We start from the raw sequence: 12,765 nt of genomic DNA, 5'->3' as shown, positions 1-12,765 counted from the left end.
CCCCTTCCGGCAGTACCGCTCTTCCGCCGGCGACGCGTGGCTCACGTCTCCAGGTGGCGCGTCACAGCGGCCCGGATCGCGTCGTGCGCCGGTCCGAGCGCGTGAGCCGGGTCCCGCCAGCGGTCCCTCGGGTACAGCCAGACCGGCCACCGCCGCAGCTCCGGTGGCTCCCAGTCGTACCGGGGCCAGACATGCGCGTGCAGGTACGGGTCCGCGTTGCCGAGGATCTCCAAGTTGATCCGGCGAAACCCCGGGTCGAGCTCCGCGCAGGCGCGCTCCACGGCAGCCCCGAGACGGTCCATGCTCTCCAGGTACGCCAGCCGCCGTCCACGCGGCAGGTCGCTGAGCCGCGACACCGCCGGGTCGTCGGTGAGCAGGACGCAGTACCCGGGCAGCCACTGGACGTCCCCGATGACGGCGAAGCTCTCGGGCAGCCGGCCGAGCACGGTCGGGTTCCGGCCCCGGTGCGCGGAGCCGATGCGGTCGTCACGCCAGTCGGTCATGCCGTCCATGCGTACCGGACGCCGACAACCCGCCGGCCCGCGCACGCGCTGCCGGGCAGCGCACACGCCGCCGGGCCGCGCACACGCCGCCGGGCCACGCACACGCCGCCAGCCCGCGCCCACTTCCCCAGCCGCGCACGCACGCCGGCCGGCCGCCCGCACACGCCGCCGGGGGCGCGCGCACACGCGCGGCCAGCCCGCCCGCACACGCCGCCAGCCCGCCCGCACACGCCGCCAGCCCGCCCGCACACGCCGCCAGCCCGCCCGCACACGCCGCCGGGGCGCGCGCACACGCTGCCGGGGCGCGAAGGCGCCCCCAGCCCGCGCACGTGCCGCCAACTCGCGCACATGCCGCCAACGCGCGCATGCGCCGTCACCCCGCACACACGCCCCAAGGCCGCACACGCCCCAGCCTGTACACGCCCTTAACCCGCGCATGCCGGCTCGCGGACGCCGCGGGTGCCCCCAGCCCAGCCGGGGATGCCGCCGGCTCTCCGGAGTCAGCCCGCCCGGCCGGTCAGCCGCCAGACCCCGGGGAGGGCAGGGACGCGAAACGGCCCGGCGCCGAAGCGCCGGGCCGTTTCCCAGTCTTACCGGTCAGGCGGAGGTCACTCGTCGGCCGCGGCCGCGCCGAGGTCCGCCGGCACCGCGTCGGGGACCACGGAACCCCGGTCGGCGCCCTTGAAGACCAGCTTGGACTTGTCGATGTTCTCCGGGTCGCCCTCGCAGTCCACCACGACGATCTGGCCGGGGCGCAGCTCGTTGAAGAGGATCTGCTCGGACAGCGAGTCTTCCAGGTCCCGCTGGATCGTCCGGCGCAGCGGCCGAGCGCCCAGGACCGGGTCGAAGCCCTTCTTCGCCAGGTACTTCTTCGCGTTGTCGGTCAGCTCGAGACCCATGTCCTTGTTCTTGAGCTGGCCCTCGATGCGCGCGGTGAAGATGTCGACGATCTCGAGGATCTCGTTCTGGCGGAGCTGGTGGAAGACGATCGTGTCGTCGATGCGGTTGAGGAACTCCGGGCGGAAGTGCTGCTTCAGCTCGTCGTTGACCTTGACCTTCATCCGCTCGTAGTTGGACTCCTCGGCCTCGGAGGCCTGGAAGCCCAGCGACACCGCCTTGGCCACGTCCCGGGTGCCCAGGTTCGTGGTCAGGATGATGACCGTGTTCTTGAAGTCCACGATGCGGCCCTGACCGTCGGTCAGGCGGCCGTCCTCGAGGATCTGCAGGAGCGTGTTGAAGACGTCCGGGTGGGCCTTCTCGATCTCGTCGAAGAGGACCACGGAGAACGGCTTGCGGCGCACCTTCTCGGTCAGCTGGCCGCCCTCGTCGTAGCCGACGTATCCGGGGGGCGCACCGACGAGGCGGGACACCGTGTACCGGTCGTGGAACTCCGACATGTCGAGCTGGATCAGGGCGTCCTCGGAGCCGAACAGGAACTCCGCCAGCGCCTTGGAGAGCTCGGTCTTACCGACACCCGAGGGGCCGGCGAAGATGAACGAGCCCGAGGGGCGCTTGGGGTCCTTGAGGCCGGCCCGCGTACGCCGGATGGCCTTCGAGACGGCCTTGACCGCGTCCTCCTGGCCGATGACGCGCTTGTGCAGCTCGTCCTCCATGCGCAGCAGGCGGGAGGTCTCCTCCTCGGTCAGCTTGTAGACCGGGATGCCGGTCCAGTTGCCGAGGACCTCGGCGATCTGCTCGTCGTCGACCTCGGACACGACGTCGAGGTCGCCGGCCTTCCACTCCTTCTCCCGCTGCGCCTTCTGGCCCAGCAGCTGCTTCTCCTTGTCGCGCAGCTGCGCGGCCCGTTCGAAGTCCTGCGCGTCGATCGCGGACTCCTTGTCGCGGCGCACCTGGGCGATGCGCTCGTCGAAGTCACGCAGGTCCGGCGGCGCGGTCATCCGGCGGATGCGCATCCGGGCGCCGGCCTCGTCGATCAGGTCGATCGCCTTGTCCGGCAGGAACCGGTCGGAGATGTACCGGTCGGCCAGCGTCGCCGCCGCCACGAGCGCGGCGTCGGTGATGCTGATCCGGTGGTGGGCCTCGTAGCGGTCGCGCAGGCCCTTGAGGATCTCGATGGTGTGCGCCAGCGACGGCTCACCCACCTGGATCGGCTGGAAACGGCGCTCGAGGGCGGCGTCCTTCTCGAGGTGCTTGCGGTATTCGTCAAGGGTCGTGGCGCCGATGGTCTGCAGCTCGCCACGAGCCAGCATGGGCTTGAGGATGGAGGCGGCGTCGATCGCGCCCTCGGCGGCACCCGCACCGACCAGGGTGTGGATCTCGTCGATGAACAGGATGATGTCGCCGCGCGTACGGATCTCCTTGAGCACCTTCTTGAGGCGCTCCTCGAAGTCACCGCGGTAGCGGGATCCGGCGACCAGCGCACCCAGGTCGAGGGTGTAGAGCTGCTTGTCCTTGAGCGTCTCGGGCACCTCACCCTTGACGATGGACTGCGACAGGCCCTCGACGACGGCGGTCTTGCCGACGCCCGGCTCGCCGATCAGCACCGGGTTGTTCTTGGTACGGCGGGAGAGCACCTGCATGACCCGCTCGATTTCCTTCTCCCGGCCGATGACCGGGTCGAGCTTGCCCTCGCGGGCGGCCTGGGTCAGGTTGCGACCGAACTGGTCGAGCACCAGCGACGTCGACGGCGCGGCCTCGCCCGCCGCGGCGCCGGCCGCGGCCGGCTCCTTGCCCTGGTAGCCCGAGAGCAGCTGGATGACCTGCTGGCGGACCCGGTTGAGGTCGGCGCCGAGCTTGACCAGCACCTGGGCGGCGACGCCCTCACCCTCGCGGATCAGCCCGAGCAGGATGTGCTCCGTGCCGATGTAGTTGTGGCCCAGCTGCAGGGCCTCGCGCAGCGAGAGCTCCAGCACCTTCTTGGCCCGCGGCGTGAACGGGATGTGCCCGCTCGGCGCCTGCTGGCCCTGGCCGATGATCTCCTCAACCTGCTGCCGGACCCCCTCGAGGGAGATGCCGAGGCTCTCCAGAGCCTTCGCGGCAACACCTTCGCCCTCGTGGATCAGGCCGAGCAGGATGTGCTCTGTCCCGATGTAGTTGTGGTTGAGCATCCGGGCCTCTTCTTGGGCCAGGACGACAACCCGTCGCGCTCGGTCGGTGAACCGCTCGAACATGCCCTCGTGCTCCTCACGTGCCGTGCGCCAATGCTGAGCCTGTCTCAACAGCTGGCGGGGCCAGCGCACGGGCATCGGTGATACCCGTGCTGTAACTCTATCGCCGCCGGAGGACTCTGCTGGGCCCTCGAGCCCTCTCGGGAGGTCCTGCGCCGATGATTTCCCCAACTTCGCACGCTCAGGGGCTGTTCCCCACCCCTGCGGAGTACGCGCACAGCGAAATCGTCGGCACCCTCACCGGCCTTCCCGGCGCCGTCCACAGCCTGTGGACAACGTCGTCCACCCCTGTGGATAACTTACGCAAGCCGAGCGCGGGACGAGCGGAAAGCAGCAGGGTCCGCCGCGCCGGAGCGCAGCGGACCCTGTGGAGAGCGGTGGGTGCGGCTCAGCGGCCGGGACCCTTGGCGTGGAACTCGTCGACGATCTCCTGCGGGATGCGGCCCCGGTCGGAGATCTCCTTGCCGTTCTTCTTCGCCCACTCGCGGATGGCCTTGTTCTGCTCGCGGTCGGCGGTGGCGCCGCCGCGTCCGCGGGCCGCACGGCCCCCCACGACCACCCCGCCGCGGGCGACCTTCGACCCGGCGGCGACGTACGGCGCGAAGACGTCGCGCAATTTCGCCGCGTTCTTGTCGGACAGGTCGATCTCATACTGAATGCCGTCGAGGGCGAACTTGACGGTCTCGTCGGCGTCACCGCCGTCGAGGTCGTCGACCAGCTTGTGAATGATCTGCTTGGCCACGGGCCGTTATCCTCCCGAACACAGGTTCTCTCGTCAGGCAATCCTCTGCCGAGAACAATAACGCTATGCCCGCGCGTTGCGTCAATGCGGGCCCGATATCCGCGCCCCGAAGCACAACCGCGCCGTTTCGCGAATGCCCCGCCGGGCCAACACCGGACATCGCCGAGCGGATTGCAAAAGGCCCGCCGGGCGGCCGGATTCGTTGTGCCGTCCCGGGAAACGACGGCGCGACCGGCCCGTGAACGGCCACGTCACCCACCGGCCACGACCGCCGGCGCCGGGAAAGGTCCAGCCTTTCGCCGGCCCACGGCGGCCCCGAACAAAGCCGGTGACGGATTGTCACTTCCGCTCGCCGGTCCTCTCGACCCCCATCGAAGCAGGTGACCAGGAGTGATCCGGTGGTTGCGGCGAGGGCAGGAAATCGGTCCGGGCGCCGGCGCAAAACACCGGCGCCGCCCGCGCTTCGGCCGGCCCGTCGAAATAGCACCGGGCGGAGATACGCCGATAGAGATCTATATCGAGCGCGTCGCTGTGCGTCACAAACGACGGGTGCGCCACCGCCGGCCGGCATTCCCAATTGCGGAACAACGATGCGCGAGCCGTACTGCGCTAGTCGGGCATCAAGCCACATTCCGCTCATACACCATGCGCAGCCCGATCAGCGTGATCATCGGCTCGTGCGCGGTGATGGTGCGGCATTCATCCTTGACCAGCCAGGCGAGGCCGCCGGTCGCGATGACCGACCGGATGGGTGAACCCAGCTCGGCGGCCATCAGCTCGACGATGCGGTCGACCTGACCGGCGACGCCGAAATAGAGACCGGACTGCAGGCATTCGACCGTGTTCTTCCCGATGACCGAGCGCGGCTTGGCCGGTTCCACCTTGCGCAACTGCGCGGCCCGCGCGGCGAGTGCGTCGAACGAGATCTCGATTCCGGGCGCGAACGCCCCGCCGAGGAATTCCCCCCGGGCGCTGATCACGTCGAAGTTGGTGGTCGTCCCGAAGTCCACGACGATCGACGGGCCGCCGTACAGGGCGTGCGCGGCCAGGGTGTTGACCACCCGGTCGGCGCCGACCTCCTTCGGATTGTCGATCGCCAGCTGCACCCCGGTCTTCACGCCCGGTTCCACGATGACGTTGGGCAGGTCACCGTAGTAGCGCGCCAGCATCGTCCGCAGCGAGCGCAGCGCAGCCGGCACTGTGGAGCACGCGGCCACCCCGGTGATCTCGACGGCGTCGCCCGCGAGCAGGCCACGGAACATCAGGCCCAGCTCGTCGGCGGTCGACCGGGCATCGGTCTTGATCCGCCAGCTGTGCACGATCTTGTCGCCGTCGAAGGTCGCCAGAACGGTGTTCGTATTGCCGATGTCGATGCACAGAAGCACGATCAAAACCTTAACCGCCGAGGGTACGGCCGTTGGCGTCAGCAACCGCAACACCGTCGCCGACCGGCACAGAGGCGAGAACCTGGGGCCCCGCCACCGGTGAAAGTGCGCCCGTCCGGGGGGAGAGGTCAGCTCACCCGCAGGTCCATGGCGATGTCGAGGATCGGTGACGAGTGGGTCAGGCCGCCGACCGACAGGTAGTCCACGCCCGTCGCGGCGTACGCGGCCGCTGTGTCGAGGGTCAGGTTGCCCGTGGCCTCGAGTTCCGCGCGGTCGCCCACCTTCTCCACCACCGAGCGCAGCAGCTCCGGCGGCATGTTGTCGCACAGCAGGAAGTCGGCGCCCGCCTCGACCGCCTCCTGGGCCTCGGCCAGGGTGGTCACCTCGACCTGCACGGGCACGTCCGGGAACCGCTCGCGGACCAGCCGGTACGCGGCCGCGATGCTGCCCGCGGCCAGTTTGTGGTTGTCCTTGATCATCGCGACGTCGTACAGGCCCATGCGCTTGTTCGTGCCGCCGCCGACCCGGACCGCGTACTTCTCGAGGGCGCGCAGGCCGGGCGTGGTCTTGCGGGTGTCGAGCACGGTCGCCTTGGTGCCGGCGAGCTCGTCGGCCCACTTGCGGGTGTGGGTCGCCACGCCGGACATGCGGCACAGCAGGTTCAGGGCCGTACGCTCGGCCGTCAGCAGCGACCGGGTGGGGCCGCCGACCACGGCGAGCACGTCCCCGCGGACCACCCGCGCACCCTCCTCGACCAGCTGGTCGAACGACGCCGTCCCGCCGGAGGTGACCGCGAAGACCTGGGCGGCGACGGGCAGCCCTGCCACCACGCCGGGCGCCCGGGCGACCAGCTCGGCGGTGTCGGCCTGCGCGGCCGGGATCGTCGCCTCGCTCGTCACGTCACGGGGCGGATCGCCGAGGTCCTCGGCCAGCGCCGTGTAGACGACCCGCTCGACCTCCGCCAGATCCAGGCCTTCGATCATCGCGATCCCCTCATCAGCCGGTTGGTCATGCCATCTCCTCGAAGGTCTGGGTCAGCGTGCCCTTGGCGTCGATCGAGTCGAGCAGGTGCCCGCGCCACTCGTCCGCGGCGTTGGGGTAGTCCTCGCGCCAGTGGCAGCCCCGGGTCTCGCGGCGCTCGTACGCCGACGCCACCAGCGCCGTCGCCACCGTGAGCAGGTTGGTGGATTCCCAGGCCGCGTTGTGCGGCCGGCCGTGCTGCTGGCCGAGGCGGGACAGCTCCTTGGCCGTGGCCGTGAGCGAGTCGGCCGAGCGGAGCACGCCGGCGCCGCGGGTCATCGAGCGCTGCAGCTCGCCGCGGATCTCCGGGACCGTCACCCAGCCGGCCTCGCCCGTGGCCGGTGCCGGGTCGGCCTGCGGGGGCAACTCGCGGGCGATGTCGTCGGCGATGCGGCGGGCGAAGACCAGGCCTTCCAGCAGCGAGTTGCTGGCCAGCCGGTTGGCGCCGTGCACGCCCGTGCAGGCGACCTCGCCGCATGCGTACAGGCCTCGGATCGAGGTGCGGCCGCGCAGGTCGGTGCGGACGCCGCCGGAGGCGTAGTGGGCGGCGGGCGCGACCGGGATCAGGTCGGTGGCCGGGTCGACGCCCGCGCCGCGCGTCGAGGCGACGATCGTCGGGAACCGCTTCTCGAGGAACTCCCGGCCGAGGTGCCGCGCGTCGAGGTAGACGTGGTCGGCGCCGGTGGCCCGCAGGACCCGGTGGATGCCCTTGGCGACCACGTCGCGCGGGGCCAGCTCGGCGAGCTCGTGCTGGCCGACCATGAACCGCTTGCCGGACTCGTCGACCAGGTGTGCCCCCTCGCCGCGCAGCGCCTCGGAGATCAGCGGCCGCTGCACCGAGGTGACGCTCGCGGTGACGAACGAGGTGGGGTGGAACTGGACGAACTCCACGTCGGTGACGGTGGCGCCGGCGCGCAGCGCGAGCGCGACGCCGTCGCCGGTGGAGACGGCCGGGTTGGTGGTGGACGCGAAGACCTGGCCCATCCCACCCGTGGCCAGCACGACCGCGCGGGCCAGGATCGCGCCGACGCCATCCTCGCTGCCCTCGCCCAGGACGTGCAGGGTCAGGCCGCAGGCCCGGCCGTCGGACGTCCGCAGCAGGTCGAGCACGAGCGCGTGCTCCACGAGGCGGATCCAGGGGTCCCGGTGGACCGCATCGTGCAGGGCTCGCTGCACCTCCGCGCCGGTCGCGTCGCCGCCCGCGTGCACGATCCGGTCGGCGCGGTGCCCGCCCTCGCGGGTCAGCATGAGCGACCCGTCCGCGTTGCGGTCGAACTCGGCGCCGATGCGCATGAGCTCCCGGATCCGCGCCGGGCCCTCCTCGACGAGCACGCGCACGGCGGCCGGGTCGCAGAGCCCGACGCCGGCGATCTCGGTGTCGAAGGCGTGCGCCTCGGGGCTGTCCAGCGGGTCGAGCACGGCCGCGATGCCGCCCTGGGCCCAGCGAGTCGACCCGTCGTCGATGTTGACCTTGGTGACGACGGTGACGTGCAGGCCCTGCTCCCGCAGGTGCAGCGCGGCGGTCAGGCCCGCCACGCCGGAACCGACCACCAGCACGTCGGTCGTCTCGGTCCAGCCCGGCTCGGGGGCGGCCAGGCGGCGGGGAAGCGCCGGCAGATCGGCGAGATGCGACATGGGCTCAGTCAACCTCGCGGGTGCGACGAAATCACGGCCGGGGAGGCAAGAAGTGCCAGACGTTACTGGTACTGGACAGGGAGCGCCTTCTTGCCCTTGCCCCGCAGCGAGGAGGTGAGCGTCGTGGTGTCCACCCACAGGTAGCAGCGCACGCCCCGCTCACCCAGCGCCCAGACGTCGTCGCCGGCCGGCAGCGAGATCACTCCCGCCCGGTACTGCAGGTCCGCGTCGTCGGGTACGCCCACGTACGCGGCGATGAGCCGGCGACAGCCGTCGTGGAAGTCGTTCCACTGCTCGTCGGTCTTCGGGTACGCCCGCTTGCCGGCGTTCCACACCCCCGCGAACTCGGCGTTGTGCCGTGACGCGCAGGGCGCGGCGGGCATCGTGTCGATCTTGCCTTGCGCGTCCAGCTGCACGGCGTAGCAGGTCAGCAGCAGCGACGAGCCGCGCTCCTTCAGGGCGTTGCGGAGGCTGCCGAGCCGCTGGACCAGGCCGCCGTCGTCCTCGACCGAACTGCTCTCCACCACCTCGCACCGGAACCAGCGGGCGCCGCCGGCCCAGGCTGCCCGGGTCGGCTGGGTCACCCCGATCCACAGCCGGGCCACCCGCCACGGACCGCCCACGTACGCGCTGGTCTTCTGGTCGCAGACGGCGTACGCGGCCCGCGCACCGGCCGAGTCGTCGGCGGGCGGGGTGGGCGCCGCGGAAGCAGGGCTCGGGTACGTGCCGACGAAGACGGTCTCCGTACGGTGCTTGACGTCGCAGTCGACCTCCTCGTACGAGGCCCGGGGCCCGAACGTGGAGAAGTTCGCGAGGTGGCACGTCCCGGCGGCAGGGGTGAACCCGGTGGGTACGCCGATCGCCGCCCACCCGTTCGTGAGGTTTCCGTCGACCCCGCCCGGATTGCCGCACCCGGCGGCCAGCAGCACGAGGCTCAGCGCGGCGGCGAGCCCCCACCGGCGTCTCCGCACGGCGAACTCACCCATGGTCCCGAGCCTCCGAAGCGCCGCCAGCCGTCCGATTTGCCGATCATATGGCAATAGTCGGGTCTGACCGGCCGCTTCGGAGTCGGCGGCGAGGGCGGGAGCGCGAGGACCCGTCAGCCGGCGGAGAGCGTCAGGTCCCCCCGTACCAGGTCGTCGGCCATGCCCGCGACGGCCGCCGCCGGGTCCGCGCCCAGCTCGATGATCGAGTTCCGCGCGTCCACGTGCACGATCCGGGGCTGATAGGAGCGCGCCTCGGCCGACTCCATCTGCCCGTACGAGATCAGGATGACCAGGTCACCCGGGTGCACGAGGTGGGCCGCCGCGCCGTTGATGCCGATGACGCCGCTGCCGCGCTCGCCCGGGATCACGTACGTCTCGAGCCGGGCGCCGTTGGTGACGTCCACGATCGCGACCTGCTCGCCGGGGAGCAGGTCCGCCGCCTCCATCAGGTCCAGGTCCACCGTCACGGAGCCCACGTAGTGCAGGTCCGCCTGGGTCACCGTGGCCCGGTGGATCTTCGACTTGAGCATGGTACGGAGCATCAGGCGGCCTCTCCCAGGAGCAGCGGAACGTTGTCGATGAGCCGGGTGGTGCCGACCTTGGCGGCCACGAGCAGGCGGGCCGGGCCGGTGGCGGGCGCGGGGCCGAGCAGCGGGTCGGTGAGCGCGAGGTAGTCGACCTGGACGCCGGGCTCGTCCCGCAGGATCTTCGTGGCCGCCTCCAGCACCCGCTCGCCGTCGGTCTGCAGCGCGCCCTCGCGCAGGGCATGCGACAGGGCGAGCGCCGCCTGTCGCTGCTCGGCGGAGAGGTAGCGGTTGCGGCTGGACAGCGCCAGCCCGTCGGCCTCGCGGACCGTCGGTACGCCGACGATCTCCACTCCCATCTCCAGGTCGGCCACCATGCGCTTGATCAGGGCCAGCTGCTGGTAGTCCTTCTCGCCGAAGAACGCGACGTCGGCGCGGGTGAGCTGGAGCAGCTTGGCGACGACCGTGAGCATGCCGGAGAAGTGGCCGGGCCGGCTGGCTCCCTCGAGGATCTCCCCCATCGGCCCCGCGGCGAGCGTGACCGACGGCGTGCCGCCCGGATACATCTCGTCGCGGTCCGGCGCGAACACCAGGTCGACGCCCTCGGCCGTGCACGCCTCGACGTCGGCCGCGAGCGTGCGGGGGTACTTGTCGAAGTCCTCGTTCGGGCCGAACTGCAGCGGGTTCACGAACACCGTGACGATCACGAAGTCGGCCCGCTCGCGCGCCTCGCGCATGAGCTGCCGGTGCCCCTCGTGCAGGGCTCCCATGGTCATCACGACCGCGACGCGGCCCGGTGCGGCCGCGCGGGCCGCGGCCAGCTCGGCCCTGGTGTGGATCAACTTCGTCATGACGGGCTCCCCACGGTCGCATCGGCAAGGACGTCCAACAGCAGAGCCGCGTCCTGCGGGCGCAGGCGCCCCGCGGCGATCGCCCGGTCGGCGGTGCGCCGCGCCAGGGCCAGATAGGCCGGCGCGGACGCCGGCGTCAGGCGGTCGAGATGCTTGCGTACGGTGCCCGCGTCGCCCCGTGACACCGGACCGGTGAGGGCGGCGTCGCCGAGGCTCAGCGCGTTGCTCAGGGCGGCGTTGAGCAGGGGCGACAGGACGGCGGCCGGATCCCGTACGCCCGCGGCGCGCAGCAGGTCGGCGGCCTCGTTGACCAGCGTGACCAGGTGGTTGGCGCCGTGCGCGAGGGCCGCGTGGTAGAGCGGCCGCGCGTCTTCGGCGACCCACTCGGGGATGCCGCCGAGGTCGGCGACCAGGCGGGCGGCGAAGGCCCGGTCCCGCGCGGTCACGCCCCAGGCGATGCCGGGGAGCCGGTCGAGATCGGCGTCCGCCCCGGTGAAAGTCATCGCGGGGTGCAGGGCGAGCCCGTCGACCTCGCCGAGAACCGCCAGGCCGTGGGCTCCGGAGGTGTGCGCGACGACCGTACCCGCGGAAAGCGCGCCGGTCGCGGAGAGGCCGGCCACGACGCCGCCGAGCGCGTCGTCGGGGACGGCCAGGAGCAGCAGATCGGAGGCGGCCCGGGCCACCTCGTCGGCGGGGAGGATCTCAGCCCGCGGCAGCAGCCGCCTGGCCCGTTCGCGGGAAGCGGCCGAGACGGCCGCGGTGGCGACGACGTGATGCCCGGCCGCGTCGAGGACGGCGCCGAGGACGGCTCCGACCCTGCCCGCGCCGACCACGCCGACGACCAGGGATTTCGCGCGCGTGCCTGCGCTCATGTGTGGATCCAGTCCTCGTGAAGGGGTACCGGTCGAGGCCAGTATGCGCCGATGTAACACGCTCGTGACAAGAGCGTGTGAACAACGGCACCGCCTAGATTGGCCGGTGTGACGAGGGTCGGTTGGCGGGTCGCCATGCAACGCGCGCTGTACGGGCCGGAAGGCTTCTTCACCAGCGCGAACGACGGTCCGGCGGACCACTTCCGGACGAGTGTGCACGCCTCGCCGCTCTTCGCCGGCGCGCTGCTGCGCCTGATCGAGGCGGTCGACGCCGCGCTCGGCCGGCCCCGCGTCCTGCAGGTTGTCGACGTGGGCGCCGGGCGCGGTGAGCTGCTCGCCACGCTACGGGCCAGGTCCGCCGGGACGGACCTTGCCGGCCGGCTGCAGTTCACCGGGGTCGAGGTCGCGCCCCGCCCGCCCGGCCTGCCCGCGGACGTCGGCTGGCAGCGGAACGTTCCCGGCGAGGTCGTGGGGGTGCTGCTGGCGACGGAATGGCTGGACAACGTGCCCCTCGACGTCGCCGAGGTCGATCCGGCCGGGCGGATCCGGCGGGTGCTGGTCGACCCGGCCGACGGCAGCGAGACTCTGGGCGGCGACATCGACGCGGCGGACCGGCTCTGGCTCGCACGGTGGTGGCCCGGCGCCGCGCCCGGCGACCGGGCCGAGATCGGGTGGCCGCGGGATGTGGCGTGGGCGGACGCGGTGTCATCGGTACGCCGGGGATGCGCGCTGACCGTGGACTACGGGCACCTGCGCGACGCCCGGCCGCCGCTCGGGACGCTCACCGGGTTCCGGGGCGGTCGGCAGGTGCTGCCCGTGCCCGACGGGAGCTGCGATGTCACGGCGCACGTGGCAGTCGACGCGGTCGCGGTCAGTGTCGGTCAGCCGTACCGAATGATCACCCAGCGGGAGGCGCTGAAAGCGCTCGGTGTCGACGGCGCGCGACCCGCCCTGGATCTGGCCCGCAGCGACCCGGCGGGCTATCTGCGCGCGCTGAGCATGGCGGGGGCGGCCGCCGAACTGACCGATCCCGGCGGGCTCGGCGCGCACTGGTGGCTGCTGCACGAGGTGGGGATCGACCTTCGTGGGAGCATCTAGTCCGTGAGTGACTTGCGGGAG

General features: G+C 71.8%; 11 protein-coding genes. 1 reads left to right on the top strand and 10 read right to left on the bottom strand.

Annotated features, from left to right (window positions below):
- Positions 1-41: 41 nt before the first annotated feature.
- The 10 genes from IT780_RS05175 to IT780_RS05130 all read right to left on the bottom strand — a co-directional run bounded on the left by IT780_RS05175 (position 42) and on the right by IT780_RS05130 (position 11,646).
- Positions 42-503 carry an HIT family protein gene (locus tag IT780_RS05175; RefSeq protein WP_199510241.1) on the bottom strand — a complete coding sequence of 154 codons (462 nt, stop codon included), beginning with the start codon at positions 501-503 and terminating at the stop codon, positions 42-44.
- A 608-nt stretch (positions 504-1,111) separates the two neighbouring features.
- On the bottom strand, positions 1,112-3,634 hold the full coding sequence (locus IT780_RS05170; protein WP_199510240.1) for an ATP-dependent Clp protease ATP-binding subunit: 2,523 nt from the start codon (positions 3,632-3,634) through the stop codon (positions 1,112-1,114).
- A gap of 385 nt (positions 3,635-4,019) precedes the next feature.
- Positions 4,020-4,373: a histone-like nucleoid-structuring protein Lsr2 gene (locus IT780_RS05165; protein ID WP_199510239.1), complete on the bottom strand. Its 354-nt coding sequence runs from the start codon at positions 4,371-4,373 to the stop codon at positions 4,020-4,022.
- A gap of 620 nt (positions 4,374-4,993) precedes the next feature.
- Positions 4,994-5,758, bottom strand: a complete 765-nt coding sequence (locus IT780_RS05160; protein WP_199510238.1) for a type III pantothenate kinase — start codon at positions 5,756-5,758, stop codon at positions 4,994-4,996.
- Positions 5,759-5,886: 128 nt separating this feature from the next.
- Positions 5,887-6,741 (bottom strand): carboxylating nicotinate-nucleotide diphosphorylase, encoded by an 855-nt coding sequence (gene nadC, locus IT780_RS05155; protein ID WP_199510237.1) that lies wholly within the window; start codon positions 6,739-6,741, stop codon positions 5,887-5,889.
- 25 nt (positions 6,742-6,766) lie between these two features.
- On the bottom strand, positions 6,767-8,413 hold the full coding sequence (locus IT780_RS05150) for an L-aspartate oxidase (protein WP_199510236.1): 1,647 nt from the start codon (positions 8,411-8,413) through the stop codon (positions 6,767-6,769).
- Positions 8,414-8,475: 62 nt separating this feature from the next.
- Positions 8,476-9,399, bottom strand: coding sequence for a septum formation family protein (locus tag IT780_RS05145; RefSeq protein ID WP_199510235.1), 924 nt, complete (start codon positions 9,397-9,399; stop codon positions 8,476-8,478).
- Positions 9,400-9,512: 113 nt separating this feature from the next.
- The gene (gene panD / locus IT780_RS05140; protein WP_199510234.1) at positions 9,513-9,941 is read right to left on the bottom strand and encodes an aspartate 1-decarboxylase; all 429 of its coding nucleotides are present in this window, start codon (positions 9,939-9,941) and stop codon (positions 9,513-9,515) included.
- Positions 9,941-10,774 carry a pantoate--beta-alanine ligase gene (panC, locus tag IT780_RS05135; protein WP_199510233.1) on the bottom strand — a complete coding sequence of 278 codons (834 nt, stop codon included), beginning with the start codon at positions 10,772-10,774 and terminating at the stop codon, positions 9,941-9,943. Before panC ends, panD begins: the two co-directional genes overlap by 1 nt.
- Complete coding sequence (locus tag IT780_RS05130; RefSeq protein ID WP_199510232.1) at positions 10,771-11,646, bottom strand: Rossmann-like and DUF2520 domain-containing protein; 876 nt, start codon at positions 11,644-11,646, stop codon at positions 10,771-10,773. The genes panC and IT780_RS05130 overlap by 4 nt, the downstream gene beginning before the upstream one ends.
- 135 nt (positions 11,647-11,781) lie before the next feature.
- Between IT780_RS05130 and IT780_RS05125 the strand changes: the two genes are divergently transcribed.
- A complete protein-coding gene (locus IT780_RS05125; RefSeq protein ID WP_199510780.1) occupies positions 11,782-12,744 on the top strand; it encodes an SAM-dependent methyltransferase in 963 nt (320 codons plus the stop codon).
- Positions 12,745-12,765: the final 21 nt, after the last annotated feature.

The sequence above is a fragment of the Nucisporomicrobium flavum genome (genome assembly GCF_016464385.1).
Classification (GTDB): domain Bacteria; phylum Actinomycetota; class Actinomycetes; order Mycobacteriales; family Micromonosporaceae; genus Actinoplanes; species Actinoplanes flavus_A.
The sequence above is the reverse complement of the archived record's forward strand: the minus strand, read 5'-3'. Positions and strand labels throughout refer to the sequence as shown.

Coding starts and splice junctions, on each gene's coding strand:
- IT780_RS05130 (WP_199510232.1), bottom strand. CDS start 11,646: ATGAGCGCAGGCACGCGCGCGAAATCCCTGGTCGTCGGCGTGGTCGGC.
- IT780_RS05175 (WP_199510241.1), bottom strand. CDS start 503: ATGACCGACTGGCGTGACGACCGCATCGGCTCCGCGCACCGGGGCCGG.
- IT780_RS05170 (WP_199510240.1), bottom strand. CDS start 3,634: ATGTTCGAGCGGTTCACCGACCGAGCGCGACGGGTTGTCGTCCTGGCC.
- panC (WP_199510233.1), bottom strand. CDS start 10,774: ATGACGAAGTTGATCCACACCAGGGCCGAGCTGGCCGCGGCCCGCGCG.
- IT780_RS05150 (WP_199510236.1), bottom strand. CDS start 8,413: ATGTCGCATCTCGCCGATCTGCCGGCGCTTCCCCGCCGCCTGGCCGCC.
- nadC (WP_199510237.1), bottom strand. CDS start 6,741: ATGATCGAAGGCCTGGATCTGGCGGAGGTCGAGCGGGTCGTCTACACG.
- panD (WP_199510234.1), bottom strand. CDS start 9,941: ATGCTCCGTACCATGCTCAAGTCGAAGATCCACCGGGCCACGGTGACC.
- IT780_RS05145 (WP_199510235.1), bottom strand. CDS start 9,399: ATGGGTGAGTTCGCCGTGCGGAGACGCCGGTGGGGGCTCGCCGCCGCG.
- IT780_RS05125 (WP_199510780.1), top strand. CDS start 11,782: ATGCAACGCGCGCTGTACGGGCCGGAAGGCTTCTTCACCAGCGCGAAC.